Origin of the sequence: Burkholderia sp. AU45251 (genome assembly GCF_030482905.1) — a bacterium.
In the GTDB taxonomy this organism is placed as follows: Bacteria; Pseudomonadota; Gammaproteobacteria; order Burkholderiales; family Burkholderiaceae; genus Burkholderia; species Burkholderia aenigmatica.
Map to the genome: position 1 here is coordinate 82329 of NZ_JAUJQH010000028.1, position 26569 is coordinate 108897.

General features: G+C 63.7%; 25 protein-coding genes and 1 pseudogene. 4 read left to right on the plus strand and 22 right to left on the minus strand.

What is annotated here, in order from left to right:
* Positions 1-4: 4 nt before the first annotated feature.
* From tnpB to QZM67_RS34095, 3 genes and pseudogenes are all read right to left on the minus strand, one after another.
* Complete coding sequence (gene tnpB, locus QZM67_RS34085; RefSeq protein ID WP_024100067.1) at positions 5-337, minus strand: IS66 family insertion sequence element accessory protein TnpB; 333 nt, start codon at positions 335-337, stop codon at positions 5-7.
* Positions 338-344: 7 nt separating this feature from the next.
* Positions 345-767: a transposase gene (locus QZM67_RS34090; protein WP_041025200.1), complete on the minus strand. Its 423-nt coding sequence runs from the start codon at positions 765-767 to the stop codon at positions 345-347.
* Positions 768-846: 79 nt separating this feature from the next.
* Positions 847-1152, minus strand: a pseudogene (locus tag QZM67_RS34095) (ISL3 family transposase); the annotation flags it as partial.
* Between the two features lie 152 nt (positions 1153-1304).
* Here QZM67_RS34095 and QZM67_RS34100 point away from each other — a divergent pair.
* A complete protein-coding gene (locus QZM67_RS34100; RefSeq protein ID WP_024100070.1) occupies positions 1305-2285 on the plus strand; it encodes an IS5 family transposase in 981 nt (326 codons plus the stop codon).
* 129 nt (positions 2286-2414) lie between these two features.
* On the opposite strand, the gene QZM67_RS34105 is transcribed toward QZM67_RS34100, so the two are convergent.
* The 6 genes from QZM67_RS34105 to QZM67_RS34130 form a co-directional block, all read right to left on the minus strand.
* Positions 2415-2693 (minus strand): EexN family lipoprotein, encoded by a 279-nt coding sequence (locus QZM67_RS34105; protein ID WP_024100071.1) that lies wholly within the window; start codon positions 2691-2693, stop codon positions 2415-2417.
* Positions 2690-3634, minus strand: coding sequence for a LysR family transcriptional regulator (locus QZM67_RS34110; protein WP_024100072.1), 945 nt, complete (start codon positions 3632-3634; stop codon positions 2690-2692). Before QZM67_RS34110 ends, QZM67_RS34105 begins: the two co-directional genes overlap by 4 nt.
* Before the next feature lie 681 nt (positions 3635-4315).
* A complete protein-coding gene (locus tag QZM67_RS34115; RefSeq protein WP_024100073.1) occupies positions 4316-6052 on the minus strand; it encodes an aldehyde dehydrogenase family protein in 1737 nt (578 codons plus the stop codon).
* Positions 6052-7692, minus strand: a complete 1641-nt coding sequence (locus QZM67_RS34120) for a long-chain fatty acid--CoA ligase (protein WP_024100074.1) — start codon at positions 7690-7692, stop codon at positions 6052-6054. The genes QZM67_RS34115 and QZM67_RS34120 overlap by 1 nt, the downstream gene beginning before the upstream one ends.
* A 159-nt stretch (positions 7693-7851) precedes the next feature.
* Positions 7852-9528 carry a GMC family oxidoreductase gene (locus QZM67_RS34125; RefSeq protein ID WP_041025201.1) on the minus strand — a complete coding sequence of 559 codons (1677 nt, stop codon included), beginning with the start codon at positions 9526-9528 and terminating at the stop codon, positions 7852-7854.
* 66 nt (positions 9529-9594) lie between these two features.
* Positions 9595-11856: a fatty acid desaturase gene (locus QZM67_RS34130; protein ID WP_024100076.1), complete on the minus strand. Its 2262-nt coding sequence runs from the start codon at positions 11854-11856 to the stop codon at positions 9595-9597.
* A 221-nt stretch (positions 11857-12077) separates the two neighbouring features.
* Between QZM67_RS34130 and QZM67_RS34135 the strand changes: the two genes are divergently transcribed.
* Entirely contained in the window at positions 12078-13100 is a 1023-nt protein-coding gene (locus QZM67_RS34135; RefSeq protein WP_079280739.1) for an AraC family transcriptional regulator, read from the plus strand.
* Between the two features lie 202 nt (positions 13101-13302).
* Here QZM67_RS34135 and QZM67_RS34140 read toward each other — a convergent pair whose 3' ends face one another.
* The 9 genes from QZM67_RS34140 to QZM67_RS34180 form a co-directional block, all read right to left on the minus strand.
* The gene (locus QZM67_RS34140) at positions 13303-15306 is read right to left on the minus strand and encodes a relaxase/mobilization nuclease and DUF3363 domain-containing protein (protein ID WP_024100077.1); all 2004 of its coding nucleotides are present in this window, start codon (positions 15304-15306) and stop codon (positions 13303-13305) included.
* Positions 15307-15754: 448 nt separating this feature from the next.
* Positions 15755-16342, minus strand: a complete 588-nt coding sequence (locus QZM67_RS34145) for a S26 family signal peptidase (protein ID WP_011517538.1) — start codon at positions 16340-16342, stop codon at positions 15755-15757.
* Positions 16339-16863 (minus strand): DUF2840 domain-containing protein, encoded by a 525-nt coding sequence (locus tag QZM67_RS34150; protein ID WP_024100078.1) that lies wholly within the window; start codon positions 16861-16863, stop codon positions 16339-16341. The genes QZM67_RS34145 and QZM67_RS34150 overlap by 4 nt, the downstream gene beginning before the upstream one ends.
* Positions 16860-17123 carry a hypothetical protein gene (locus tag QZM67_RS34155; protein WP_003056186.1) on the minus strand — a complete coding sequence of 88 codons (264 nt, stop codon included), beginning with the start codon at positions 17121-17123 and terminating at the stop codon, positions 16860-16862. Before QZM67_RS34155 ends, QZM67_RS34150 begins: the two co-directional genes overlap by 4 nt.
* Positions 17120-17758 (minus strand): ParA family partition ATPase, encoded by a 639-nt coding sequence (gene parA, locus QZM67_RS34160; protein WP_003056189.1) that lies wholly within the window; start codon positions 17756-17758, stop codon positions 17120-17122. The genes QZM67_RS34155 and parA overlap by 4 nt, the downstream gene beginning before the upstream one ends.
* Before the next feature lie 253 nt (positions 17759-18011).
* Positions 18012-18869 carry a replication initiator protein A gene (locus tag QZM67_RS34165; protein WP_011517539.1) on the minus strand — a complete coding sequence of 286 codons (858 nt, stop codon included), beginning with the start codon at positions 18867-18869 and terminating at the stop codon, positions 18012-18014.
* A gap of 26 nt (positions 18870-18895) precedes the next feature.
* Positions 18896-19177, minus strand: a complete 282-nt coding sequence (locus tag QZM67_RS34170; protein WP_023123353.1) for an AlpA family transcriptional regulator — start codon at positions 19175-19177, stop codon at positions 18896-18898.
* An 83-nt stretch (positions 19178-19260) separates the two neighbouring features.
* Complete coding sequence (locus tag QZM67_RS34175) at positions 19261-20019, minus strand: DUF2285 domain-containing protein (RefSeq protein ID WP_011517541.1); 759 nt, start codon at positions 20017-20019, stop codon at positions 19261-19263.
* Positions 20020-20360: 341 nt separating this feature from the next.
* Entirely contained in the window at positions 20361-20708 is a 348-nt protein-coding gene (locus tag QZM67_RS34180) for a DUF2958 domain-containing protein (protein ID WP_003056199.1), read from the minus strand.
* 223 nt (positions 20709-20931) lie between these two features.
* Between QZM67_RS34180 and QZM67_RS34185 the strand changes: the two genes are divergently transcribed.
* On the plus strand, positions 20932-21225 hold the full coding sequence (locus tag QZM67_RS34185; RefSeq protein WP_003056202.1) for a helix-turn-helix domain-containing protein: 294 nt from the start codon (positions 20932-20934) through the stop codon (positions 21223-21225).
* Positions 21226-21578: 353 nt separating this feature from the next.
* Here the strand turns inward: QZM67_RS34185 and QZM67_RS34190 are convergent, their stop codons facing one another.
* Positions 21579-21893 carry a DUF736 domain-containing protein gene (locus QZM67_RS34190; protein WP_003056203.1) on the minus strand — a complete coding sequence of 105 codons (315 nt, stop codon included), beginning with the start codon at positions 21891-21893 and terminating at the stop codon, positions 21579-21581.
* 821 nt (positions 21894-22714) lie between these two features.
* On the opposite strand from QZM67_RS34190, the gene QZM67_RS34195 reads away from it, so the two are divergent.
* Positions 22715-23233 carry a GNAT family N-acetyltransferase gene (locus tag QZM67_RS34195; RefSeq protein ID WP_011517543.1) on the plus strand — a complete coding sequence of 173 codons (519 nt, stop codon included), beginning with the start codon at positions 22715-22717 and terminating at the stop codon, positions 23231-23233.
* Positions 23234-23363: 130 nt separating this feature from the next.
* On the opposite strand, the gene QZM67_RS34200 is transcribed toward QZM67_RS34195, so the two are convergent.
* The 3 genes from QZM67_RS34200 to QZM67_RS34210 form a co-directional block, all read right to left on the minus strand.
* Positions 23364-23573, minus strand: a complete 210-nt coding sequence (locus tag QZM67_RS34200; RefSeq protein WP_003056207.1) for a hypothetical protein — start codon at positions 23571-23573, stop codon at positions 23364-23366.
* A 62-nt stretch (positions 23574-23635) separates the two neighbouring features.
* A complete protein-coding gene (locus QZM67_RS34205) occupies positions 23636-25702 on the minus strand; it encodes a ParB/RepB/Spo0J family partition protein (RefSeq protein WP_003056209.1) in 2067 nt (688 codons plus the stop codon).
* A 75-nt stretch (positions 25703-25777) separates the two neighbouring features.
* Positions 25778-26569, minus strand: a complete 792-nt coding sequence (locus QZM67_RS34210; protein WP_301810212.1) for a DUF932 domain-containing protein — start codon at positions 26567-26569, stop codon at positions 25778-25780.

Below are 26569 nucleotides of genomic sequence, written 5' to 3' on the forward strand. Positions count from 1 at the left end.
TGGTTCAGATCACACGGATGATCCCCGCATCGCCCAGCCGCTGCCAGGGCAGGCCCAGCACCAGGGCATCGAACTGCGGCCGCGTCAGCTGCAGCGTGGCGCTGGCGTCGGCGGGCCAGACGAACTTGCCGGCGTTGAGCCTGCGAGCGGCCAGCCACACGCCGATGCCGTCGTGCACCAGCACCTTCATGCGGTTGGCGCGCCGATTGGCGAAGAGGTAGGCATGGTTCGGGTGCGCAGCGCCGAAGACGCCGACCACGCGGGCGAGTGCGGCCTCGGTGCCCAGGCGCATGTCCAGGGGCTGTACGGCCAGCCACACAGCATCGACCTTGATCATGCGCGTCTCAAGCCAGTACGTCGCGCAGCCAGGCGGCGCTGCGCGCGTCCATCGGCAGGCTGGCGCTGACACTGGTGGTGCCGCGGCGGATCTCCACCGTGACGCGTTCGGATGCCGAGGGGGCAGCGCTCGGCTCGGGCGCGGCAGGTGTTCGATCACCGAAGTCGGCCAGCGTCACCGGCACGAATGCGGGTGGGCTCATGGCGGCCTGGGTGCGCGTCGCCGCGGATGCATCGTCGGCCATCTCCGACTCGCGCACCCAGCGTCGCAGCATGTTCGCGTTCAGGCCGTTGGCAAGCGCCACTGCGGCGACCGAGCCATGGCCTTGGCGGGCCATCGCGATGACATGCGACTTGAACTCATCGCAGTGCCGCCGCCAGCTCCGCTTGGGTGGCCGCGCCACACCGGGATCGGGTTGGGAAGTGTCCATGTGTCCACGCATTTGTTCGTGGACACAAGCATCCAGGGCCGGCTGCGGCAATTCAAGGTGGGTTGGCCGGACGGTTACGCGTGAAGCCCGACAGGCGCCCGGCAAAGTCCGGCTCGACCAGGCGCACCGAGCCGTTGGGCAGCTTGACACGAGGCGTGCGCACCTGCAGGTGGCATTCGTGCTGGAAGAAGTTCAGGTGCCGATAGGTCTTGGTCACGGTGTCGTGCACCGGGTGCGCACCTTCGTGTCCGGAGATCGTGAAGCGCGTGCCCGGCTTGAAGTCGATCAGCACCGTCAGCACCTTGGCCGCTTCGTCGAACTCCACCGTGTCCACCACCCAGGGCTGGGCAATCCCCAGCGCCACCTCAAACAGCTTGGCCGTCATCACTGCCCCCCGCTTCTATGCCCACCAAGGCCCAAGATTACCCACTCGGAATTCAAGAGAGGCAAAAATAATGAGGTGATGCGGCTAAGGAAGGTCTGAACAAGTGCATGTTTCTTGCATGAGGCACAGGGTCACGCAGCGGAGCCACATCGATGAGCCAGATCAGTTTCTCGGACGCGGAGCAAGCGGGCAAGAGGAAGAAGACGCGGCGCGAAGTCTTCCTCGGCGAGATGGAAGTGGTGGTGCCGTGGAAGGCGCTGCTCAAGGTGATCGAGCCGCACTACCCGGTGGCGGGTCGGGGCCGCAGGCCGTATCCGCTGGAGGCGATGCTGCGAGTGCACCTGATGCAGAACTGGTTCGCGCTGAGCGATCCGGCGATGGAAGAGGCGCTGTACGAGATCGCCTCGCTGCGCACGTTTGCCGAGCTGGATCTGGCGGCGATCCCTGACGAGACGACGATCCTAAACTTCCGCCACCTGCTGGAGGCCAACGACCTGGCCGAGGACATCCTCAAGACGGTCAACGCGCACCTGGCCCGCAAAGGCCTGCTGCTCAAGCGCGGCAGCATCGTGGACGCCACGATCATCGCCGCGCCGAGTTCGACCAAGAACGCCGAGGGTGGGCGCGACCCCGAGATGCACCAGACCCGCAAGGGCAAGCAGTGGCACTTCGGCATGAAGGCGCACATCGCGGTGGATGCCGACAGTGGTCTGGTTCACACGGTCACCACCACGGCGGCCAACGAGTCCGACGTCGAACAGATCGGCGATCTGCTGCATGGCAAGGAACAAGACGTGTGGGCCGACTCGGGCTACCGGGGCGCGCAGCGCCGAGTGACCCGAGATGATCGGCACTGGCACATCGCCGGCCGGCCCAGCGACATGGCCAAGCTGCCCGAGGGGCGTGCGAAGCAGAGGCTCAGGAAGCAGGAGTACCGCAAGGCCAGCGTGCGCGCAAAGGTCGAGCACCCGTTTCGGGTCATCAAGTGGCAGTTCGGGCTGGTGAAGGTCAGGTTCCGGGGGTTGGCGAAGAACACGGCCCACGTGGTCACCCTCTTCGCGCTGTCGAACCTGTGGATGGCGCGCAAGAAGTTGATGGCGATGGTGGGAGTCGTCCGCCTGCAGATGGCATGACGCACGAACAACGCGGCGCGATGCGCCCAAAATCCTCGAAGCGCCGGCACTCTTCCGGGCCGAACCAGTTCGCACGGCTCAATGCCATCGCGTTCTTGCCCTGTTCAGACCTTCCCTAACCGCCAACAGTCAGAACTTCGGCGATTCTTTCGGTGGCGCGTACGGGGTTTCGCCGTCGCCATAGAACCGCTTGCGCGTGGCTTCGGCGACCCGGTTGCACAGAAGGTCACCCAACTTGGGGCGGCCGGCTTTGCATTGCCGCCGCAGCTCCTTGAGCCGTTCGGGGTTGGCTGCCAGTTCTTCCACCGTTGGAATGCTGACCTCTGAGACGGCGGCCTTTTGAGGCGTCTCGGACTGGCCGCAGGCTGTCAGGGCTGCCACGAACAGGAAGGGGATGATCTTCTTCACGGCCTCGGTTCCTCCGGTGGATCGGGATGGAGGTCCGGTATGGGCCCGGGCGACTCCGGTGACTCGACGGCCTGCACGCGCTCAATGAACCGCGCCAGCACATCGGACGAGTTGCCTTCGAGACGCAGCAGGTAAGTTGTCAAAGGCGGCACGCGCGATGCCAACGGCCGGGCCACGACGCCAGGCTCGCGATTGGCAGCAATGCGTGCGGCGCCGACCAGTCCCAGCGCGAAGCCGGCTGATACCAGGGCCATCATCAGGTCAGTGGATGCCACCCGCTCTGCAATCAGTGGCTCCATATCCGCGCGGCGTAGCACCCGCTCAACGTGCTTGGCATGGCCTTCACATGCCTGTGGATCGCACAAGACCAACGGATAGCGCAAAAGTTCGTCTAAAGGAATGCGCTTATGTGCCAGTAGGGGGTGCCGAGCGGGCACTGCCACTATCAGCGCATCGCTCCAAGCGGGCACGGAAACGATGCCATTGCCAACTTCGTTGGACTGGGCGAACCCTACGTCATAGAGATCGTCATGTAGCCCTTTGATCTGCTGCGACAGCGGCACCTCGAAGAGGCGAATCTCGACCTCAGGTTCTTCTTGGCGACAAAGTACAAGCAAAGCGGATAGGCGCGACAGCGTGATACCGTCGGACAGAGCCACGCGCAGTTGCCTGTGAAAGCCATTGGCTGCCGCTTTCACGCTGTCACGCGCTTGTTCCAAGGCAGCAAACACGCGACGCACGTGCTCAAGGAACAGATTCCCGGCTCGGGTTAGCCGCGTGCTGCGTGTGGTGCGAGCAAACAAAATCACGCCTAGTTCTTCTTCCAGTTCCTTGATGGCGCGCGATAGCGGCGACTGCTCGATATACAATCGCTCGGCGGCGCGGGCGAAGTGGAGTTCTTCGGCCACAGCCAGAAAGCAGCGCAAATGACGAAGTTCCATATCCCGTTCCTCACTAGGTGACTGGCAAAGCCTTGTGGTGATGCATGGCCGAGTGACCTGCCCCAACGCGCGCATTGCCTTCGATAAGTTCTACTTCGTTGCCCACGCCACAAGCGATGTTGACTAGACGCCTCACCTTGGACAGAAGATCGAACCGGATCTCGAGGGCTCATGCTGGGCGTTGATCAGAGACCGCATCCGCCAGCCCGCCTTCCTACGGGCCGATCTGAGCAGCCTCATCACCCAAGTTGCGACCAAGCGCACGGCGCGCGAGCCTTTACCGAAAGCGGCTGCACGAGTTCCCCGTTCGGAAGCAGACCATCGTTGCGTGCGAGATGCGCACCCAGTGGTACACGACCTTCATGCGCTCCGGGGTTGAGCCGAGGAGGGGCGCTTGTCTGATCCGCAAACATTTCGAGGACATCGTTGCCTAGACGCAAGTCCGTCAGACCAACGGCTTCTTCCATGCGGCTAAGCGCAAGGCGCGCGTCTACCCGCTTCGCCACCAGGTGAACCGTATTCTTCCTGAGCACAGGCAAGCACAACTTCGTTCAGATAGGCCCGCAACTGCTTAACCCACGCAAAGTCGGAAAGAGTCTGTAGCGAAAGAGCCCTTGATTCACCTCCAGACTTGCTTGGGTAAACTGAAAATCCTTTCAAATTGGTATGAATTTCTCGCCGTCACCCACGCAGGGCGTTGACGAAAATCCTCGGCAGCTTGGTCCAGCTGGGTTTGAACTGGAAGTCGGTCAAGAGACGGCCAATCACATCTTGCCGCCGGTTCGTGATGAACCAAGGTGGCCGAGGAAGGAGCGTTGGATGCAGTGAGAGCAGACTGCGAGGGAATGGTCGCCATGGGGCGGATATGACGGTACGCTCCGTTCCTTCAAGCATGAACGAGTTATGTACCGTCCCAATACCAGATTGCGGATCGCGCGACGACCCTCCGGGAAATCCTCCCCAGGGGCAGGGTGCAAGCAGAAATCCCAATCCGGTCCAAGCATTCACGGCGATGGTGCCGTAGCGCAGCTTTTGAAGCAGTTCTTCGAAGCGTTGACGACCGATCTCTCGCACAGTCTTGGGGTGAATCAGAATATTTGCCCCCAGGGTGCCGTACAAACGGTCATTAGCGTACGCAATGGCTGATTCAAGGTACGACCCCGCATCTTTATATTCGAAGGACTTTATTGCTAACGCCGTGCCGAAGACTTCGTGCTGCGCCAGCCATGGCTCATCGCCCCGATCCATGTTCGCAAGAATGCACGCAGGCGCAAGCAGACCACGGTCGATCGCATCCGAACCTCCGGCGTGGGCGGCAAACTCTTCGATGCGCTGCTCGTTGCCAGGGTAGTAGGCCTCCCGCTGCCCGAAGCGCGACATGACATTGGACACAGCAGCCAAAAGTTTGTCCGTGTGTCGCCAGCCACGAGGCACGATCAAGGTTTGGCACGCCACGCAGTTAAAGCCGGAGTTGTGCAACTTGTGCGTTGCTATCTGTTCGGCCTGAAAGCGGATGTCCGCGTTCGACCACGGCCCGGGCACCACAATGGTGGGGCAGACTGCGCCCAGTTCGGACGTGATCTTTCGATGGTTCTTCGGTGTATTCGCGGCCTTGTTGCGTGCGCCTTCTTCTCCGATGCCCCAGACGATGGCATCGTGGGTGGCCTTTGCGCCGGTGATGTGGATTTCCTCTACCAGCGGATGCTCGCACAGGTAGGCACCCACGGCGCCATCGCCGCGAATGATGCGTAGCGCGTCGCATTCGATCAGGGGCCGCAGGGCTGCCTTGAGATAGTCGGTCAGGTAGTCGTTGACCGGATTCATCTTCAGCAGAACCACCTGGTTTTCGATAAACAGCTTCTGAAATGCATCGAGAGGCGAGATGGCCGCGATGTTGCCTGCCCCCAAGACTAGGGCCACCTTACCGCGCCGCTGTTCGGGAGGGATGTCATAGGCGACCGCCGCATGTTGAGCGAGACTGGCCTCGGAGATTCCCTTTTGCATCCAGACTTCAGCTGAGACCCCGGATAGGAGCAACCGATCCCAGATCGAATGGGGCAGAACTCTAACCGCCAATTGCCCATTCTTGAGGTGGCCCAAGGGCAAGTGCTCAAGATATTCCTTTCTATCAATGGCACCGAGTGTCTGCATCAACCCGTTGCAGGCGCCCATGAGGGCGTAGGGGCCGGAGAGCCATTCCTCCCCGGCCAGCGGCGATGCATGCGGAATGCGCTTCTTCCGGGCAGCTGTCTCCGCCCACCCCTGCGCAACCTGCATCAGCGCTGGCTTGATGCGGCCGAGAATAGCAATCCGATCGGCGACCGAGGTTTTTGCCCAGTGGTGCTTGGCCCCATCCAGTGCCTGCAAGTCCTGATCCAACAGGGCCTGAATATCGAAATTTGGGAGAGCGGCCCCCATCACTGCGTGCTCTCCGTGGTATTGCCGGTCAGGAGGCTGCCGTAGGCTTCGCGGAGCCTGTTCTTGAGCACCTTCCCCGTGCCACTGAGTGGCAGCACATCAACGAAGACGGCTTTGTCGGGGATCTGCCAGTCCGGCAGGCGTCCTTTGAAGCAGGCCAGAAGGTCCGCTTCGGACACATTCGCGCCTTCCTTTTTCACGGCGACCAGAACCGGTCGTTCGTCCCACTTCGGGTGGGGCACGCCGATGGCCGCCGCATTGGCGATGGCAGGATGTCCGATAGCGATGTTCTCGATCTCGACCGATGAAATCCACTCTCCACCAGACTTGATGATGTCCTTGGCGCGGTCGCGGATGACCATATAGCCGTTGACATCAAGCGTTGCTATATCACCGGTGTCGAACCAGCCATCACTGGTCAGCGCACTGGATTCGGCGCCGAAGTAGCTGCTGACGATCCAGTGCCCCCTGATCTGTAGTTTGCCCGGGGATTTGCCGTCGTTCGGCAAGACTGCGCCGCCGTCATCGACCACGCGCAGCTGAACGCCGTAGGGTGGTCGTCCCTGCCCCAGTCGCACTTCGCTCTGCCGCTGAGGATCAAGATGGATGTGGCGAGCCAGTGGTTGATTCAGGGTGCCCAGCGGGCTCGTTTCGGTCATGCCCCAGGCATGGATCAGTTCGACACCGAACTCGTCCCGGAACGCGGCGAACATCGACGGCGGCAGTGCCGCGCCGCCAACGATGGTGCGTTTCAAGCTTTTGGGCTTGGTGCCGCGCGCCCTCAACGCCGCCAGCAGTCCCATCCAGATCGTGGGAACGCCAAGTGCCAGACCGACTTCCTCGTCGTCGATCAGGGTGGCGAGACTTGGGCCGTCAAGGTTCGGGCCAGGCAATACCAGTTTCGCTCCCTGCGCCGCCGCAATGTAGGGCACTCCCCAGGCGTTGACGTGAAACATGGGAACAACCGGCATGACAGCATCGCGGGCCGAAACGCCAATGCCGTCCGGGCTGTTGCCCGCCAACGCATGCAGCACCGTGGAGCGGTGGCTGTAAAGCACACCCTTCGGATGTCCCGTAGTGCCGGAGGTGTAACACAACGAAGAAGGTAGATCCTCGTCAATGCTCGGCCACGGGTAGTCGGCGTCGCCCGAGGCGACCACCTCGTCGTAGAACTGCAAGCCATCCAACATGCCCGATGCCTCCTCATCGCGTGGCCCCATGAGAATGACATGTTTGACGGTGCTCAATGCCGACCGAAGCTTGGCCACAATGGGCAGAAAGGTCCGGTCGATGAACAGCACCTGATCATCGGCGTGGTTGACGATGTAGATCAGGGTTTCGGCGGACAGGCGCGGATTGACTGTGTGGCACACCATGCCCGCGCCGGAAACGCCATAGTAAATTTCCAAATGTCGCCGATTGTTCCATGCAATGGTCGCGCAACGCTCGCCCGATTGCACGCCCAGCTTGGCCAGCGCTGACGACAGGCGTCGCGCATTGATCTCGACTTGACCCCAGGTCGTGTGTTCGATCCCGCCCGTGGTGTTGACGGAAACGACTGGCGTATCGGCATGGTAACGCGCAGCATGGGCGATGAGACTGGAGACGAGCAAAGGCTCGCGCATCATTTTTCCGAGCATTTTTCTACTTTCTTTCAGAATTGGTATTTGAGGCCGACGTCGACAACCAGAGGATTGAGGCGAATGGAGACTGAAGTAGACGGTCCACCAAGCGCAAGCATCGTGCCAGCGGCCTTTAAGAGGTTTTTCTATTGGTATGCAAGAAGTAATGCACCAGATTTACCTGAGGAGTGCGCTCTCGTATGCTTGGCGTTCGTTCTTTCGGGAAATCTGGGCTGGGTGTCCATGTGCTCGTTTAATGAGGTCCGCAGCCCTCTCGGCGATCATGATCGTTGGCGCGTTGGTGTTGCCGCTGATCAAAGTCGGCATGATGGAGGCATCGACGACACGCAAACCTTGCAGACCATGTACCTTCAGCTCCGCATCGACCACGGCCATTGGGTCCACACCCATCTTGCAGGTGCCGACCGGGTGGTAAATGGTGTCGGATCGATCTCGAATGAGCTGGCCCCATTGCGCATCACTCATGCCATCGGTAACGCCGAACAATTCGCGCCCACGGTACTTGGCCAAGGGGGATGCCAGCATTATCTCTCGTGTGGCCTTGGCCCCTTGGACCAGGAGCTTCACGTCACGCTCGTCAGACAGGAAGCGCGGATCAATTCCTGGGTCGTCCAGCGGGTTGGGTGATTGCAAGAACACCTCGCCACGCGAGTAAGGGCGCAGATTGCAGACGTGGCACGAGAAACCATACCCAACATGCAGTTTGCGCGCGTGGTCGTCCACGATCGAGATCACGAAGTGCAGTTGCAAATCCGGCCGATCCACGTCAGGGGCGCTCTTGAAGAATGCGCCGCCCTCGGCAAATGGGGTGGCAAGCATGCCGCTGCCATCCTTGCGCCAACTGGAAATGTGGCCCAGCATGTCCACTGACCCTTTGAGTCCGATGCCGAAGTTGTCAGTGTCCTGGGAGGTGTAGGCCAGAATGAAATCCAGGTGATCCTGCAAGTTCTGGCCAACACCGGGCAACTCATGCACCATGCGGATGCCGTGATGGGTGATGTCTTCCGGGCGCCCGACGCCGGACAGCTGAAGAATCTGCGGTGAACCAAAGGCGCCGGCAGCCAGAATGACCTCCCGCTTGGCCCTGACCTCGTGTTCGGCACCGCCGGCATGGTAGGCCACGCCCACGGCGCGCTTGCCCTCGAAGATGATCCGGCTGGCGCGGGTATTCGTCTTGATCGTGAGATTCGGCCGTTGCCCCCGCAGAGGATGCAAGTATGCGGCTGCAGCGGAGCAACGCTCGCCTCGGCGGGCAGCATCGTGGAATTGCGTGACCTGATACAAGCCAACGCCTTCGTTGTCTCCATCATTGAAATCGGCACGAAACGGAATGCCGCGCTGCTTGGCTGCCTCAATGAACGCAAGCGTGATCGGCCTGGGGCTACGCTGCTCGGACACATGCAAAGGTCCATTCCCGCCATGGAGCTTGCTCGCTCCACGCTCGTTGTTCTCTGCCTTCAGGAAATACGGCAGCACCGAGTTCCAGTCCCACCCTTGACACCCCAGGTCGGCCCAGTGATCGTAGTCCTGACGCTGTCCACGGACATAGAGCATGGCGTTGATGGCCGAAGATCCGCCAAGGGCGCGGCCCCGCGGTTGATAGCCCCGCCGACCATTGAGGTTCGGCTGAGGTGCGGTGTTGAATGCCCAGTTATTGATCTTGCCCTTGCCTGGCATCATGACCACCGTTCCAGCTGGCATGCGGACGACCAATGAGTCGCCTTGTCCGCCCGCCTCAAGCAGGCAAACACTGATGCGGGAGTCTTCGCTCAGCCGCGAGGCCAAGGTGGCGCCGGCAGAGCCGCCGCCTAAGATGATGTAATCGAAATTCATAAGAGCCCACGAAGGAGCCGATGGCTCCGAATTGAAAGAAGGGAGTGGAAGGAGCAGCGAGCGTGTTCAGCCAGCCGCCAATTCCTTGTTCCATTGGCGTGGGTCGTAGAAACGCAATGCCTTCAGGCCACTTTTCTGGTTTGCACGCAGCGCCAACTCCCTCTCCTCTGGCGTGGCGTAGTGCCGATCCCACTCCATGAGCTTGGGGATCATCATTCGCTGCCAAAGCGGCGGAATCATCGTCAGCAGTATCGTGGTAAGGTAGCCAGCGGCCATTGTCGGGGCCTCCGGCAAGGGCATCAAGTTCTGGTAAGGCACCTCGCCTTGGGCATGGTGGTGCGAATGCCGACTTAGATTGAACATGGCCCAGGAACTCATTCTGGCATTGGTATTCCATGAGTGCCGTAGTTGTACAGCCTGATCGGGAGCGCGCACCATGCCGTAATGCTCCATGTAGTTCACGATTTCGAGCAGGGATTTTCCCCACAGCGCGCTGCCGGTAAATCCAAGCACGCCGATCCATCCCGCCATCCAGTAGGCGATCGCCACGAGCACCGCACTCATGAGCAATCCGCGGATATAGGCGTTGCGCAAGGAGATCACCGGAAGATGCTTGCGCTTGAGGCGTTCGGCTTCGATGCGCCAGGCGCTGGCGTTGCCGCGAATGGTGGAGATTACGATGTGCTGATACACATTGCGTCCTCGCGGGGCCGTGGCCGGATCATGCTCGGTCGACACATAGCGGTGATGCCCGTAGACATGCTCGATGGCGAATCCCACGTCGAAGCTGAAAGACAGCAGCCAACGGCCAATGAACATCGAGACCGGCTCCCAAGTGCGATGCGTCAATTCGTGCGCCGTGATCGTTCCCAGCACGCCAATCACGAAGCCAGTCAATATGCCTCCAGTGAGGTGGTGCCAAAAGCCCGTCGCCTCCCGGGCGGCCAGAACGTCATAGTGGGTGAGATGGGCTACCCATGCGCCGAATCCCAACGGATCACCGGAAGAAAGCGTCCAGATGTAGGCAAATACGATCAGCGCCACCAGGGGCAGGATGAACCACAGTTGCACCGTGAGAATCCACGGTGATTTGTATTTTGGCGTTCGGGTATCGTTGCCCAACAGCGCATCACCGCCAACGTAGAAGGCGAGAAAGCCGAGCAGCCCCAAACTGGTGTAGGCGCCGCCCGCCAGAATGGAGACCAAAGCACCGATCCCCGCCCCATGCAAAAGGAAGAACTTCAGATAGTCCAAGATATTGGCTGGCACACGCTCAACGGTAGGCAAGCCGACAGCGCCGTAGAAGCCGGTGTGGAGCTTGGGCGCCTGATCGACGAAGCGGTCCGCGTGCAAATTCGTGTCTGCAATACCACGCTGGCGCAGGACGGCGATGGCCGAGTCGATCATGGCCGGCGGGCCGCACAGATAAGCCGACGTGGCGCCCCCAAGCAGTTCTGGAATGTGCTCCGTCACCAAGCCAGTGCGCCCGTCCCAGGGCGATGAAGGGTCGGCCTCGGACAGAACCGGCACGAACCGGAAGTTCGGCCAATCCTTTTCGTAGGCTGCCATCTCGTCGAGCGCGTACAGATCCTTCTGGCTCCGAGCGCCAAACAGCACCGTCACCGGCCGCGTGTCGCCCGAGCGCTTCATGTCTTGAAGCATCGCGAGGATGGGCGCCAAGCCGCTGCCACCAGCCACCATAAGGACTGGCCCCCGGCCCGGGCGCATGTAAAAGTGACCGCCGGGGCCGCGCACGGCGACCGATTCGCCCACATGCGCCTGGTCCACGAGATGCCCGGACACCCGCCCCCCCGGCACACGGCGCACCGTGAAACTCACTTGGCGATCATTGCCAGGTGCGGCCGAGAATGAATAGCTGCGAGGAGCATCCCACATCGAAGTCAGCGTGACCTCTGCAAACTGGCCGGCACGATAGCGAATCGGCGTGTCCAGTTGAATGTCGATTCTCGCGATGTCGTGAGTCAGCATTTGCTTGCCGACGATCACGCCCTTGACCGGAGGGCCATCGATCGCACCCTCCCGATCCAGCTCGATCTTCACATCGCTGCGCAGGCGGCTCTGGCAGGCCAATATGAACCCGTCGGAGATTTCCCTCTCCGTCAGCAGGTACGCCGTCTCGGTCAGTTCGTCAACCTTGCCGCTCTTGAGCTTGCACTTGCAAGTCCCGCAGCCGCCGACACGACAGATGGAGGGAATGTTGATGTTCTGGCGTTGCGCTGCCTCCAGCAAAGTTTCATCGGGCTCGACGGTGATGGTCTGCCCGTTTATCTCCGCTTGGTGCAAGCTTCTTCCGTGAAGAAAATTCATCGCAATTGTCTCCTAATGAATGTTTTTTTCCTTTTTTATTAGACTTCGCCACCACTTTCTGTCGCAAGCGCATAAACTGACAAACATGGTGCATTTCTTGCCAAGCACCTGCCGCTACGTGTAGGATCGTTTTGATAGTCATCAGAGGAAGAAGGCTGAGGAGCGTGTCGGACTCCTCAGGGCGGCCACCGGCCGGCACAAGAACATGGAGCGAGACAACCGTGAACCCAAAAACTGTTCGAGTCACCTACCTGCGGCAAATTGCAGATCAAGCGGCTGAACTGGGCGTGGATACCGTGGCGTGGCTGGCCATTTCCGACCTCAAGCAAGATGATCTTGCCGATGCGTCGGCGGTAGTTGCCGTCGAAAAGTTTGGAGAGCTGATCACCCGCGCCGTCAGTCTGTCGCGTGAGACGGGCTTCGGGGTATTGGCTGGGCGTCGTTTGCTTACAGCAACCCATGGTGTCCTCGGCATGGCGGCTGCGGCAAGCCGCAGCATCCGTGAAGCCATGCAAATCGTCGAGCGTTTTGTCTGCATCCGAACGGAGGCTATCAGTATTCATACCCGCGAGGTAAATGGAAGTCTGGAGGTCTGGTTTGAACCGGCGATCGGTCTGGGTTCTGCAAGCAACACGGTGACGGAAATCGCGATGGTTGCAGTCAAAAATATCGCCGACGACATATTTCTGAGTCGCAGTGCCTGCAATATGGCTTACTTTCAATTTCCTGAGCCGCCTCATGCGGCACTGGCACGCGGCGTTTACGGCTGCGCAGTTCGATACAATCAGAAATGGTCAGGTTTATCTTTTGATATTTCTGCTGCCGAAGAAGTCACCCAGAAATACGATCCATTGGTTCTAACAGAGGCAGTACGCTTCTGCGTCGAAGAGTTAAATGAAACTGGAGATAACAGGAGCGCAGGCTCGAAATTGGAGAAAATTGTTCTAGAACGGCTTCCGCCAATTCCTCATCTCACCGTATGTGCACGGCTGCTGAGCACGACGCCTCGGACACTTCATCGGCGCTTGATCGAAGAAGGAACCACTTACCGTGAAATAGTGGAATCAATTAGGCATCGCATGGCGTTAAAACTGCTCAGAAAAGGGTCTTCCATCAAAGAAGTGACCTATTTCTTGGGCTATGCGGACATCGCCAGTTTCAGGCGCGCATTCCGGCGCTGGGAAGGTATGGCGCCGTCGGATTGGTCGGCAAGAGTGCAAGAGCCGGCGGGTGAATCCAGGTAATTGATGGCTCTTGGAATGTGAAGGATATGCTTGATGACACACCAGAAAAGTTCGTGCGACTGAACTATATTCGGCCAAATTTTTGCCGAATATTTTGATCAAGTGTAGAGCCAGCAGATGCCCCGTGCGCGTGCGATGCTTTCTTGATCGAAACATTGCAGGCCTTCGGTATCGAATGGAAAAAAACGTTTTGTCCATCGTCTCAAACGATAGCAGGCCCGCGTTTACGCCCGATCTCCCAACATACCCCGCTACCGCGCACTATGGCCGCAAGCGGCTGCCCCAGGCGCTGTTCAATTACCGGTTTCCAGGGCACCAGGCTGAATCCTATGCCATCGTCCAGCATCGCGTAGCGCCCACTGGCGAGCATGACGCTGCGGCGGTAGATGCCGGCCACGCGCTGCCCGTCGGCCACCGGGCGATGCTCCAGGCCGGTTTCGCCGGCAATGTCCTTCGCGGCCTGCGCCAGTTCCCGGTTGCGCAGCATGCCCAGCAGGTTGCGCGCCAGGATCACACGCTGCCCGCGCCGCTCGGCCAGCCCCTGTTCGGCCAGGAAGTCGGCGCGCTGCTGCATCGCCTGCTTGGCCTCCGCGCCAAAGCCCAGGTCGCCCAGGCCCGAGCCGCCGCCGATCAACTGCTGGTCGAGCCAGGTGGCCCCGATCACGCGTGCCTGCCGCTCGATGGGCAGGTGCGATTTCAGCTCCACGGCCACGCCGCCCAGGCGTTGCGCGTCGTAGCGCTGGCCCTGCTCGGGCAGGTCGCCCGGCACCTTCCATAGCCCTTCCGCCACACGCTCCACGATGCCCGCCCGGCGCAGAGCTTCCAGGCGGCGGACATGGGCCGCCACAACTTCCTGCGGGTCGCGGCCCGGTACGACCTGGCCCTGCGCGATGGCGAGGTGGTGGTCGGTGCGGTACAAGCCATCGCTCGCCAGCGCGGCGATGTTCCTGTCGGCCGCGCGCACATCGGCCGATCCCTTCACCTCCACTACGGCCCCGGTCGGATAGTTCGCCAGCTCGTCGCGGGCGTTGAGCGCGACGTAGTGGGCCTTGCCGTCCACGCCGTCTATGACCAGATAGCCCCGGTCGCGCAACTCGTCGGCCAGCCCCTTCGCGGCCACGCGGCCGAGGATGGTTCGGCCGTCGTCCCCCGGCTCGAACACCGCCAGCTCGCGCGGCTCGCCGCGCATGGCCCGCTGCATCGTGCGGATGATGTCGCCGCGCTCGCCCAGGGCGCACAGGGTCTTCTCTGCATCGGCATGGACGGCCCAGGTGCCCGGCCGCGTCTCGTCGGCCAGGCCCAGGCGCTGCAAGCGTTGCAGGCGGCCGATCAGCAGCAGGCGCCGGCGCTGCAAGCGGGGTTCGTTGAGCCGTTCGGTATGCACCAGGCCATCGCCGCCGGCCTCGCCCATTTCTCGTTTGAGGGTGCGATCCAGGCTCGTCCACCGCTCTTGCTCCACCTCGCGCTGCAAGGTCTGCTGGATCTCCAGCTCGGTGCGCGGCCCCAGCCATTCGGTCGCCAGCTCGGCGGCGCGGTGGCGGAAGCCAACGGCGATGTAGTCGCCCGCGATGATGAGGTCTTTGCCCGTGTCGTCGCGCCCGCGCACGACGATGTGCGTGTGCGGGTTGTCGGTGTTCCAGTGGTTCACGGCCACCCAATCGAGGCCCGTGCCCAGGTCGGCCTCCATACGCTGCATCAGGTGCCGCGTGTAGGTGCGCAGGTCTTCCAGCTCCGCGCCATCCTCGGGCGAGAGGATGAAGCGGAAATGGTGCCGGTCGTCGGCGCAGCGTTCCTTGAAGGCGTCGAGGTCGGCCATGTCTGTCTGCGGCCTATAGGCTTGGCCCGGCTCGCCGTCGCGACCCACGCCATCGCGCTCGATGTAGCGCAGGTGCTTGGCAAGCGACTGCGGGCTGGCCCGCTGGTGATTCACCAGCAGCGTCTTGATGGTCACGCGCCGGGACATCGGCGTCAGCTTCGCGCCCGCAAAGCGCGCCGCCGTATGGCCGCGCCCCAGGCGCGATCCGGGCCGTTGGCCGGTGCCGCCCGCCGAGCCAGGACGGCGCACCGTGGACTTGCCGCTGCTGGCCTTGCCCGTCTGCTTGAGCACCTTGGAAACGAAGCTCTGCCCCTGGCCCTTGCCCCGGTTCTTCGGGGCCTTTGGAGGGTTCGGGTGCACGCGGAAATCGTCATCGCGGCGGTCGCTCATGGCTGTGCTCCCTGCAAGCTCTGGCGTGTCCTGTCGTGCGAAGCACGCGGACATGCCTGCATTGGCGCGGGCCTCGCGCCATACGCGGCACGGCGGCGAAGCCGCTCCGTGCCGCGCCACCCCCACGTGCAGACTGGCTTTCGACGCGGCCCGGTGCCGCGTCCTTTTGTCTTGCCTTCCGCATTTGCCTCCCCCTGTCCCCCAGGTTCTCGATCCCGGCAACTGCGGCCCGGTGGCAAGGCTGCACCAGCAGCCAGCGCACCGGCGAACACGGCAATGGCCGCAGGCCAGCCGTGTTCGAGGCAAGACGCCTGCACGTGGGACGGCTGCGCCGGAGGCAGCGCGAAGTGCAGCGCGGATGCGCTCGCACTGCACGCGCGACGACATGACAACGGCCAGCAGAACGACACGCCCGATAGCACGATGATGCGCAGCGAATCGGTGGCCATCATGGGCGCGACTCCAGCCAGACGGGGCGCGCAACGCCGATCACGGAAGCTGCGCTGACCGGCCCGAAATACCGGCTATCGAACGACGCCGGATTGGTCACGCTGAGGAGGAACAGCTCGCCATGCCGCAAGCGGTGGCATTGCTGCCGGGATGGCAGCGGCCGGCCCCAGCGATCGGCAGACAGCACGGCGGCTGAAGGCACGCCGTCGATGCGGACTTTGCCGTCAGCGATGCACACCTCTTGCGGCGCCACCGCGCCCACGCGCTTGAGCAGAGGAATGCGCGTCGGCAGGTAGCCGCGCTGCGCAGCGAGCGCGGCAGCCTCGGCAGGCAGCGGCACCAGCACGATGCTGCCTACCGACAACGGACGTGGTGGCGAGCTGGTGCGATGGTCGAGCGGATCGATGCGATACCAGCCGACCTCCACGCTGTCGGACGGGTTGTAGGTCAGGCGTGGCAGCGGATGCACGAAGGACGCCCAGGCCAGCGCAGCGAGGCCGCAGGCGGACAGGCCCGCCAGCACGAGGCGAGCGCGCACGCGCAAGCGAGGGTGCGGCGCGGTGCCGGAAGTGGAAACTGCGGTCATGGCAGCGCCCTCCCGGCCAGCCAGGCGGCGTGCCGCTCGGCGGTGTATTCGTGCAGCGGCAAGTGCGCTGCGAGCCGGTTGGCGAGCGTGCGCCAGTACGCGGGCGAGACGCCGACAGGCGTGATGCCCAGCGCCTCGATGGCGTCGATGCGCGCCAGCACGGCACGCACCGATTGCTCACCCTCGGCGTGCAGCAAGAGGCGCGCGCCGGGTTGCACGCCGGAGATGCGCTGCGCGCCATCCATCGGCATGCACGCCTGCATCACCATGAGCTGCCAGCGGATCGTGCCGTAGTCGTTGGCCTGCCAGCGGATGCGGCAGAGAACCGCATTCGGCGTGAACACCGCGCAGCGGCGCCAGCGGTCGAACCGGATGATGCGGGCAGGATCACCGAAGCGCAGGTAGAGGTCGAAGCGTTGGTCGATGTATGCGAGCGCAACGCGCGTCAGCGGTACGCCGTCGGCCACGCCGACAGGCGGGATGGACGGCGGTGCCGAAGCCGTCGAGGCGGGTGTGTTCATGAGGACTTCTCCGGGAATTCCCGCTCCAGCAGCGCGCGCAACAGATCGGCCACCGTCACGCCTTGCGTGAAGGCCGATACCTTGATGCGCGCCCGCATGGCGGGCGTGATGTCGAGGGTCAGGCGGGCCGTGTAGAGGTCGCCTTTCTGGAGGTCATCGGCACTGCCCTGGCGAATCCACGCCTCGGCGTGCGGATTCGCGGGCGGGCGAGCGCCGATGCCGATGCGCTTGCCCGTGCGCTTGCTGGCAGGAGTGCTCATGACGGCCACCGCAGCAGTTCATCGACCAGCGCGGTGATTTCGCGCGCGGCGGCGCTGTCTGGCGCCGTCTCGCGTGCAAGCCGGCCGGCGGCCACGCTGTCGGCAAACACGATGCGCTGATGCACTTCCGCGCGCAGCGCAGGAAGCGGCTGCTCGGCCAGCGCGCCGCGGGCCTCGCGTCCGATCACGGTGGTGCTCACGCGCCGGTTGATGACGAAGGCCGCGCGCAGCGCAGGCCGGAACACCTGCGCCTCACGGATCAGCGCCACCATCTCGGCGCTGGCCCACAGGTCGTAGGGGCTGGGCTGCACCGGGATCAGCACCCGCTCGGCCGCCAGCAGCGCGGAGCGCGCCAAGGCAGCGATCCTGGGTGGCCCGTCGATGACGACGTGATCGGCCCGCCTGGCGAGTTCTGGCGCTTCCTGGTGCAGCGTTTCGCGTGCGAGGCCCACGGCGCTAAATAGCCTTGGCAAACCTTGCTGGCTGCGGCGCTGTGTCCAGTCCAGCGCGGAGCCCTGTGGATCGGCATCCAGCAGGATGACCGACTGCCCGCGCATCGCCAGCTCGCCGGCGATGTGGGTGGCGAGCGTGGTCTTGCCCACGCCGCCTTTCTGGTTGAGCAGCGCGACGATCATGACCGGACCCTCCGTGTCGGAAAGCCCGCCTGTTGCCGCTGCGCTTCGCGTCCTGTGGCGGTTGTCCACCGAGGCGCGGCGCTGCTACTACCAGTTAGAGTATTTAAGTTAGGGAAGTTAGGAGAGGCCGAAACCCGCGCCAGTATTAGCTTTGCGGCCGGTTTTGTTGCCTGATAGCACGAGGATTCGTTGCCTGATAGCACGATACCTCTGTTGCCTGATAGCACGAGTCCGTCCACAGGCTGCGCAGCAGTTATCCCCGTGCCGTGGACGGCACGGGCCGGAACGTCAGCAGCGGCGAGGCAATGCCCGAGACGTACTCGATGCCCAACTGGTAGCCAGGCAAGGCTTGCCGCACCACCAGTGCGCGCAGGTCGGCGGCGAAGTCGTAGTACCGCGCCACGCTGCCCGACTTGCGGTACAGGTGCTGGAAGTCGAACTGCCAGCCGCCAGGCTGTCGCCCGCCGTGCTTGCGCACCAGGCGGTACAGCCATCGCTCGATCCCGCCCGTCAGCCGGAAATACGCCGGGTCGATGGTCAACACGAGGGCAGCATCGAGCACGCCCGCATAGAACCAGTCCGGCAGGATCAGTTCCAGCCCCAAGGGGGTGCCCTTGGCATCGGCCAGTTCCTTCCACTCGTTGATCCATGAGAAGCGATGCAGGCGCCGCCCGGTCGTCTCGCGGATCGACGTGGCCACGGTCGTGGACTGCAGCCGATCCAAGGCCGCCTTGAGGCGCTGGTAGTCGCGCAGCGACGTACCGCGCCCGATGAAGCGCAGGATCTCGTAGGGCGTGGCCTGCATCAGCCGCGACGGGCGCAAGCCCGCATCGCGGGCTTCCACAATCTGGCTTGCAGCCCAGATCAGGATGTCCGCATCCCAAATCGTGGCGATGCCATGCTCCTGCGTGCCCTCCACGCGGATCGTGATGCCGCTGGCGCGGAAGTCGATCGGCGCCGTGCGCCGCGACTTCGCCAGCGAGAAGAACGGAAAGGCCATCAAGTCCTGGCTGTCGCGCGGCGCCATGTCGCCCGGCAAGGCGCGGAACAGATCGAGCTGTTCGCGCTCTTGCATCGGTCGCTGCCGCATGGGCAGCGCGGGGCTGGACATGGCGAAGGCCACCCGCGCGCCAGCGATCAGCGCGCACGGCTGTCCGCCGAATGCTGCTCGGCGTACTCGGGCTCGGACGTGCTCTCGAAGCTGCGCTCGGCGGCCCAGGCATCGAGGTCGACCACGGCGTACATCACGCGGCGGCCGAACTTGCGGAACTTGGGACCGCCTCCCAGCACGCGCTGCTTTTCCAGCGTGCGCGGCGACAGGCGCAGGTACTCGGCGGCTTCGTCGTTGGTGAGATAGCGTTGGGGCTGCGCGGCAGCGGTCGAGACAGTAGCGGCAGGCCGCAAGGGAGCAGGACGCATGGTGAGAACCTCCATCGGTTGCAGGGCTCCGGCCACACAGCGCAACCGGATGAAGGCAGTCTCAGAAAACGAAGCCCTCCTGCTCAGGGTCGTTTTGCGCTCTCTTCAAAACGACCCTTCTCAAGCGGCGGCAGTTGTGCTAGGCGGCGATAGCCGCCGCGCATCAACGCATCGCCGCGCCGCACCAGGCGGCGCACCTTGGAGCGCAGGCCGCCGTCGCTGTACCAGCCGGCTGCGGCGTCCGCACCGAACAAGCCCTCGGCGACGTCGCGCAAGGACGCGCCCGCCAGGGTGGCGTCGAGCGCCTGCAGGGTGTGTAGCTCCAGCAGCGCCGCAGGCGGTGGCCTGGGCCGAGCCATTGACGCAGGCGTACCAGGCATAGGGGCCGCAGGGGCGGCGTGACGGCCACGATAGGCATGGGCCACGGCCATGCCGTCCTCCAGGCCAGGCGCCAGCGCATAGCGCTGGCAAAGGCTGGGGCTGCGCGCGATCAGCGCCAGACCCTTGCCGTCGTGCAGCAACTGCTTGTGGCCGGGGATGCGCCAGAACGCGAAGGCGGTGGCATCCGGAGGCGGATCGGCATCGGGGTGAAGCTGCACCACGGCCCCATGGCCGGGAAGCCAGGCCGGATGCGCGTCACGCGCATCCACGTCCGGGTCTTCCAGCAGACGCAAGCCCCAGCGATGCGCGGCATCGGGGCAGCGCGCACGGCGCAGCCAGTCGATCCGGTAGTCGGGATGGCGGCGCAGGTACTCCCAGGCCAGTGCGAGCGTGTCCAGACACAGGACGTAGAGGTAGGCGGCGGTCGGATACCAGTGCGCGAGGTGGTGCGGTTCGGCCATGACGCAAGCTCCCGTAGAGCAGGACGGCCGTCACTGGTTTCACACGCCAACGTCACCGCATCGAACTAGCATCCAATCGTGAATAAGCTGGTAGATTAGTAACTTGCGTGTCAAGACGAAAAGCATCCGATGGATTGCGCGGATCGTCTGAATGCGACGGTGGCGCGCGAGGAAATGCGGCCTCCTGCGCTATCCACCGTGCCCGATGGCACGGCTGGCGTCATGACCGTTTGCGTCAGGGTGGCACTGGTTTGGTGCAACAGTGCGGATTAAGACCTGACGGGTCTGGAGCAAGACCGAAATAGCCTCAATGCGCCCGGCTTGGCCGTGGCGCGAACGGCTCAATCGAGGACGGAACCGTTCTCCTGGGCCAGCCGCAGGTACTCCGACAACGGGCGCACCGCCCGGAAATACCGATCTCGCATCACGGGCTGTTTGCTCGGCCCGACGATGGATGCGAGGTCGGACAGCTTGATCTCGCCCAGCTCAGGCATGCTGATCCCCAAGTCGATCAGGCCATGGGCCGTATCGCCGTCAGCGGGGTCAAGCGACACCAGCAGCCAAGTGGCGTGTGCGTCCGGCGTGAACAACCGCACCACGGGCAGCGGGTCGATGGCCCGGCCAGCGGCCCGGACCCGGCCGTGTTCCAGCAGTTGCTTGCGCTCGTCCTCGGTCATGAGTTGGTTCATGGGCGTCACCTCATTCGCACAAAACCGCCGAAGCGTGAAAGCGCAAAACCGCATCGGCGGGTTTGTGGAAAGGCACGGATGCGGTTTTGTGCTTCTGTGAGAAGCTGCAGATACGGATTTCCGTAAAAGCACGAAAGCGGCAGGCGGGCATAGTTGAACACTATAGATTGTAGCCCTATAGGGCTCAATCGGATGTCATCTTGGATTTTGCGGAGATCCAGGGTTGGCAGCGAAACATACATTGTCGGAGGCACTAAAGACCATCAGGAAAGCACGTGGTTTGAGCCAGGAAGCGTTCTCGGACGTGTCCAGCCGCACCTACATGAGCACGCTGGAACGCGACCTCAAAAGCCCCACCTTGAACAAGCTGGCCGAGCTGTGCGAGGTCATGGAGGTGCACCCGCTCACGCTGCTGACGCTGGCCTATGCCGGCGACGACCTGCAGCAGGTCGATCAGCTGCTGGCGCAGGTGCGCCAGGAGTTGGAGACTGTGGCGAAGAAGAGTGACACGCCATAGCGTGCGACCGCGCTGGCGTGGCCGATCCGGTGCAGCCGGTTCGGGGACTTCAGGGGCGCCAAGCATCGCGCGGCGGGGAGAGGCCGCAGGGTTTTCCCCCGGAGGCAAGCGAAGCGCGCAGCTGCGATAGGGATTGAAGCCGAATGGCCATGACGGCGAAGTCGGCATGGGGCGCAGCCCGCAAAGCCCGGTCGGCGCAGTGCGCCGAATCGCCCTGCATTCGCCCTGGCAACACGAAGTCATGGTGATGCTGCCCGACCACCACCATCACGAAGCTGGGAGAGCCAAGCCTTCCAGTCTGCTGATCCAAGCAGTACAGCGCCCCGCCGCAGTGGGCGGGGCGCTGGCGGCCGTCAGGCCGCCTGGGGCTTGCTGCGCGACCAGATCAGGTCGTGCGTGCCGTTCTCTCCTTCGATCAGGCGGGCATAGACCGTGGCCGGGAACGAAGGATCGTCGAGGGTCACGGAGATGTACTCCCGCCCGGCCTCGCTGGTCTTCTTCCACGCCGCGCCGATGTCGTGGCTGGCGGCCTGCAGGCGGAAGTCCGGGGCCTTCTCGTTGTCCCCCTTGTCGTTGGGCACCAGCTTGACCTTGACGTTGAGCGTCAGGGTGCGAAGCGTGCCGGTGAAGCCGTCTTTGTCTGCGGTGAAGGTGCCGATGTTGGCCATGATGAAACTCCTTTTGGTGGAACAAGGTTCGCGCCCATCGCGTCCTTGTTGTGATCCGGCCGGCGGGGGACGGGCGGGCTGCACCGCTTGCGGTCGCAACGCAGTGGAGAGCCGGGAGGCGAAAAGAATTTGTCCCGCGAGGAATGCGCCGAACGCAGTGACAAAGCAGGGGAAATTGTTTTCGCCGGACGGTTGCAGCCATGAAGCCCGAGGCGCAGCCGCGCCACCGCTAGGATTCACAACAACACAAGGACGCCTTGGGCCGAACCGCATCGAAAGGAGGCAGGGCCGGCTCGGCATCCCCGCACGAAGGCAGCACCGGCTCGCCCACTGACGCGGGCCAGGTCAACCATCCGACGACAAGCGAGAACGCCCCGGCCGCACCTTGCGGCGCCGGTCTTGAGGCGTGGCGTGGAAGCTCCATAGCGATGCCGGGCGGGATGTCCGTGAACCGTCCTTCGTGACGTGATGGGCGAGAACCGCCAGCGTTGAGGACGGCACGCATTCGCACAACCTGCCGCAGCAAGCACCAGCGTGTTCGCCAGCTCCGTCCATTGCGGCGGGGCGCTGGCCGGGCCGATCCGGCATCGACGGTTCGGCGGCATCGAGGGGCGCCAAGCTCGCGCGGCGGGGATGGGCCTTGCGCCGATCCCCCGGAGGCAAGCGCAGCGCGCAGCGCCGCAGGCGCGAAGGCGTGAGTGGATTGAAGCCGAATGGCCGTGACAGCGAAGTCGGCACGGGGCGCAGCCCGAAAGCCCGGCGGCGCTACGCGCCGACACGCCCAGGCCGTTCTATATTTTGAGCAGGGAACGCAGAAAACCATGACCATCCAGCTACGACACGAAACCACGAACGACATTGCCGCTATCGAGGCCGTGACCATTGCCGCCTTCGCCGATGCGCCGCACACCAGCCACACGGAGCAATTCATCGTGCGTGCATTGCGCGACGCTAGCGAACTGACGCTTTCCATCGTGGCCGAAGAACACGGCCAGGTCGTCGGCCATGTGGCTCTGTCGCCGGTGACTATCACCAACGACCACGGCCACAAGGCCAAAGGCTGGTGCGGCCTGGGGCCGATCTCCGTCCTGCCGCAGAGGCAGGGGCACGGCATCGGCTCGCGCCTGATGGAACAGGCGCTGTCTGAACTGCGGGCCATGCAGGCCGAAGGCTGTGTGCTGCTCGGAGAGCCCGCGTACTACGGGCGCTTTGGCTTCCAGGCCCATGCGGGCCTGCAACTGCCGGGCGTGCCGCCCGGCTATTTTCTCGCACTGGCCTTCCATGGGCCAGTGCCCGAAGGCATCGCGCAGTACAGCGATGCCTTCAACGCCGCCGCCTGAGTGCCAGTGAAGGCGGCGGCGTAATGCCCCGGCTATTCGGCTTCAACACCGGGCGCGGCCACCGCCGCGCCCGGATTATGCGTTTCACCGCGCCCAGGGCGGAACGGCCTGGGCGCGGTGCTGACGATGATCATTCCTTCGTTTCGATGATCCACCACACGGCACGCGGCAAGGCGCGGCCCGTGATGGGATGTATGTCGGTGAGGTCAGCGCGGGCCGACCAGCCCGAGGGCGGTCGGTAGCCGCGCACGTCGCCATCGCCGTGCCAGCGGCGGGCGCGCACCGTGCCGGGTGCATAGACCGCCGCCATGCGCGGGCGGTTGGTGGTGGTGCGGGTCATGGGGGCTTCTCCTTGCAGCGAAGCGCCCCGGTCGAAGCCGGGGCGCTTGCCTTCGGCGTGGGTCAAGCGGCCAGCGCCTCGGCGGGTTCATCCGCCATTGCCTCGGCATCCTCCGGGGCGTCCTGCTCCGGGCCTGCCTCCTGCGCGCTTTCCTTCACTGCCTGCTGCGGGCCTTCGACCTTAAAGATGGCAGGCATCCAACCCGCGCCATCGGCCAGCCGCTCGGCTTCGCTGGCAATGTCGGCCTTCTTCAGCTTCGCCAGCCGGGAAACCTGATCGGGCGCGTACTCGCCCACGGCTTGCAGAACTGCCGCCTTCGGAACGTGCTTGAAATACCCCTCGGCGGTCGGCTGCCACCATGCGGCCATGTCGAGGCCCACGGCCTGCGCCAGTTCCTCGCCGGGCTGGTGCGGTGTGGCGCGAGGCGTCACCACGTCCACCGTGGAAGCCACGCACACGGCCAGCAGCTTGACCAGTTCGCCTTGCTCCATCGCCAGCAGCGCGGCAAACAGTTCGGCGCTGTCCTCGGGCAGCTTGCCGCTCCACGCCTGCTGCAATTCACGCAGCGCCACAGCGGCGGGTGACTCGGGCCAGTCCGGGGCCATGCCGTCCAGCCGGTCTTGGACTTTCAGGCTCACGCCCAGCGGCAGGTCGCGCCCGTAGTAGCGGCCCTGCAAGACGGTCTGCACCATGCCATGCACCAGCGCGGCCACCGCCACCTGCGGATGCCGGGCCACCTCGATTTGCAGCGCGGCGGTGCGATGGGCGCTCAGGCGCTGGGCCAGTCGGTCGGAAATCGCTGCTGCCTTGGGCGGCTCGTCGTCCTCGCCTTCGTCATCGTTCGCGGCATCTGGGTCGCTGAACCCTTGGCGCAGCTTCTCCAGTGTGCGCAGTGCCTTGGCCTCGGCCTCGCGCAGCAGTCCGCGATGAATCACCACCTCGCCGTTGCGGCCGATGGTGACGATGGCCCCGGCTGCGGCCTTCACGTTCGCGCCGTACCCCTGCAAGCCGTCTTCCAGCGCCTGCAACTGCTCGCCCAGCCGCTCGCCTTCCTCTTGCAGCGCATCGGCCTTGTCCTCGTCGTCGGCGTCCGTCGCGGCATCAATGGCTTCGGCCACCTCCTGCATCTTGGCTTGCAGCCTCTCGATGCGCTGTGCTTCGCGCTTGTTCGGCTCGCGGCGCTCCCTCGGCGCACGCTGGAAGGCGTGCAGATCGGCATGGGTCACGCCCGGCGTGGCATCAGCCCAAGCCCAGCCCTCGGCCTTCACCTCTGCGGCGATGCCCGCCAGCTTGTCTTGCGCCAGTCGTTCCAGCAGCGCGGCGTCGGTCAGGTACACGCCTGCATCGCCCTCCGCGAACAGGTCGCGGCGGATGCCGCCGCCCGCCTGCTCGTAGGTGTCCAGCCCGACGAAGCGCACCAGCGGATGCCGGTAGGCGTCAATCTCGCGCTCCGTCAGACGTTCGCGCAAGTGCGAGGGTTGGCGCTGCCATTGCGGCGCATCGTAGAACGCGCATTCCTGCGCGGCGTGGTCGTCGGTGATGGAGAGCGCCATCAGCTGATCGAGGCTCACGGCATCGGCCCGGTAGTCCTCCATCAAACGCGGCGAGACATTGGCGAGCTTCAAGCGGCGCTGCACCACCAGCGGCGTAACGGAGAAATCCGCCGCAATGTCCTCAATCGGTCGGCCTTCGGCCACCAGCGCGGCGAAGGCTTCAAACTGGTCTGCTGGGTGCATGGCTTCGCGCTGCACGTTCTCGGTCAGGCTGGCGGTGCGGGCCGTGCCATCGGCCACCTGCAGGCAAGGCACGTCCCAATCCTTGGCGATACGGTGCTTCTTTGCCAGCAGCTTGAGGGCCGCAAAGCGTCGGCCACCTGCCACCACCTCGTAATGCAGGTCATCGGCGGCGGGAATCACGATCAGGTTTTGCAGCAGGCCCACGCGCTGAATGCTCGCGGCCAGCTCGGGGATGGACATGCGCGGGACGGTCTTGCGCACGTTGCGGCCCGTGGGGCGCAGCACCAGCCGCGACAGCGGAACCAGAATCATGTGCTTGCTCGGGTCGGCGGCTTGCAGCACGTTTGCGCGGCTGTCGAGGGCTTGAGCTTCGGTGTAAGTAACGGCGTTCATGGTGAATCTCCAATCAAGTGAAACAAGGGAATGGAGGGGAAACCGCCCCTCCGGCGGGGAACACGTCAGAGGGGGTCAGGCCTTGAGGGCGCGCATGCCATCGGCCAGCAGCCACAGGGCGCGGTTCAGGCGAATGTCCGAATCAATGCCCTGCACGGGGCGGGTCTGCTGTCTGCGGCCATTGGCGGCGCGGCCATGCAATCCGCCCTTGGTCAGGTTCTCCTGCGTGCGGTTGAACACGCTCCACAGGTCGGGGCGGCGGTCGTCGAAGCGGCGCGGCATCAGGATTTGCGATTCCGTGACGGGCGCGGGCTTGGTTGGGTCGTCGTACTTGAGGGCCAGCGCGGCGCGGGCGAACACTTCCGATTCCCCGGCATCCAGCGTGATGGCCTGCATGGATTCGCGCGATTCCTGCGCATGCTCGAAGCCGCTCAGCACCTGATAGGCGCCCTCGATGACATGGCCCGCCACGTCGCCCTTGTGGGGCACGCGCACATCGCCCACGGTGTCGCCGCAGACAAGGCCATTGCTGCAAACGAAGCGGAACATGCCACCCAGTAATTGATAGCTGCTCGTGCCGTCGTGCGAGTTCAGCAGGATGATTTCATTGGCTTCGCGGGCGTTGATCTGGTTGGCGTGGCGCAGGCGCAGCATGTGTTTCGTGTGCTCGCGCCGGCCCTCGTTGCGAACGCGGGTCTGGCACACCATGAAGGGCTGAAACCCCTCTTTGCGAAGCTCGGTTGAGCGTGAGCACGTAAATCGATGGGAATTCGGGGCGTTTTGAGCAGCTTGCGTGATGTAGCGGTGGGGGTCTCCCTCAGGCATCTTGCACAAACGACGCCCAAGGGAGAGTCTCGTGTCTGCCAA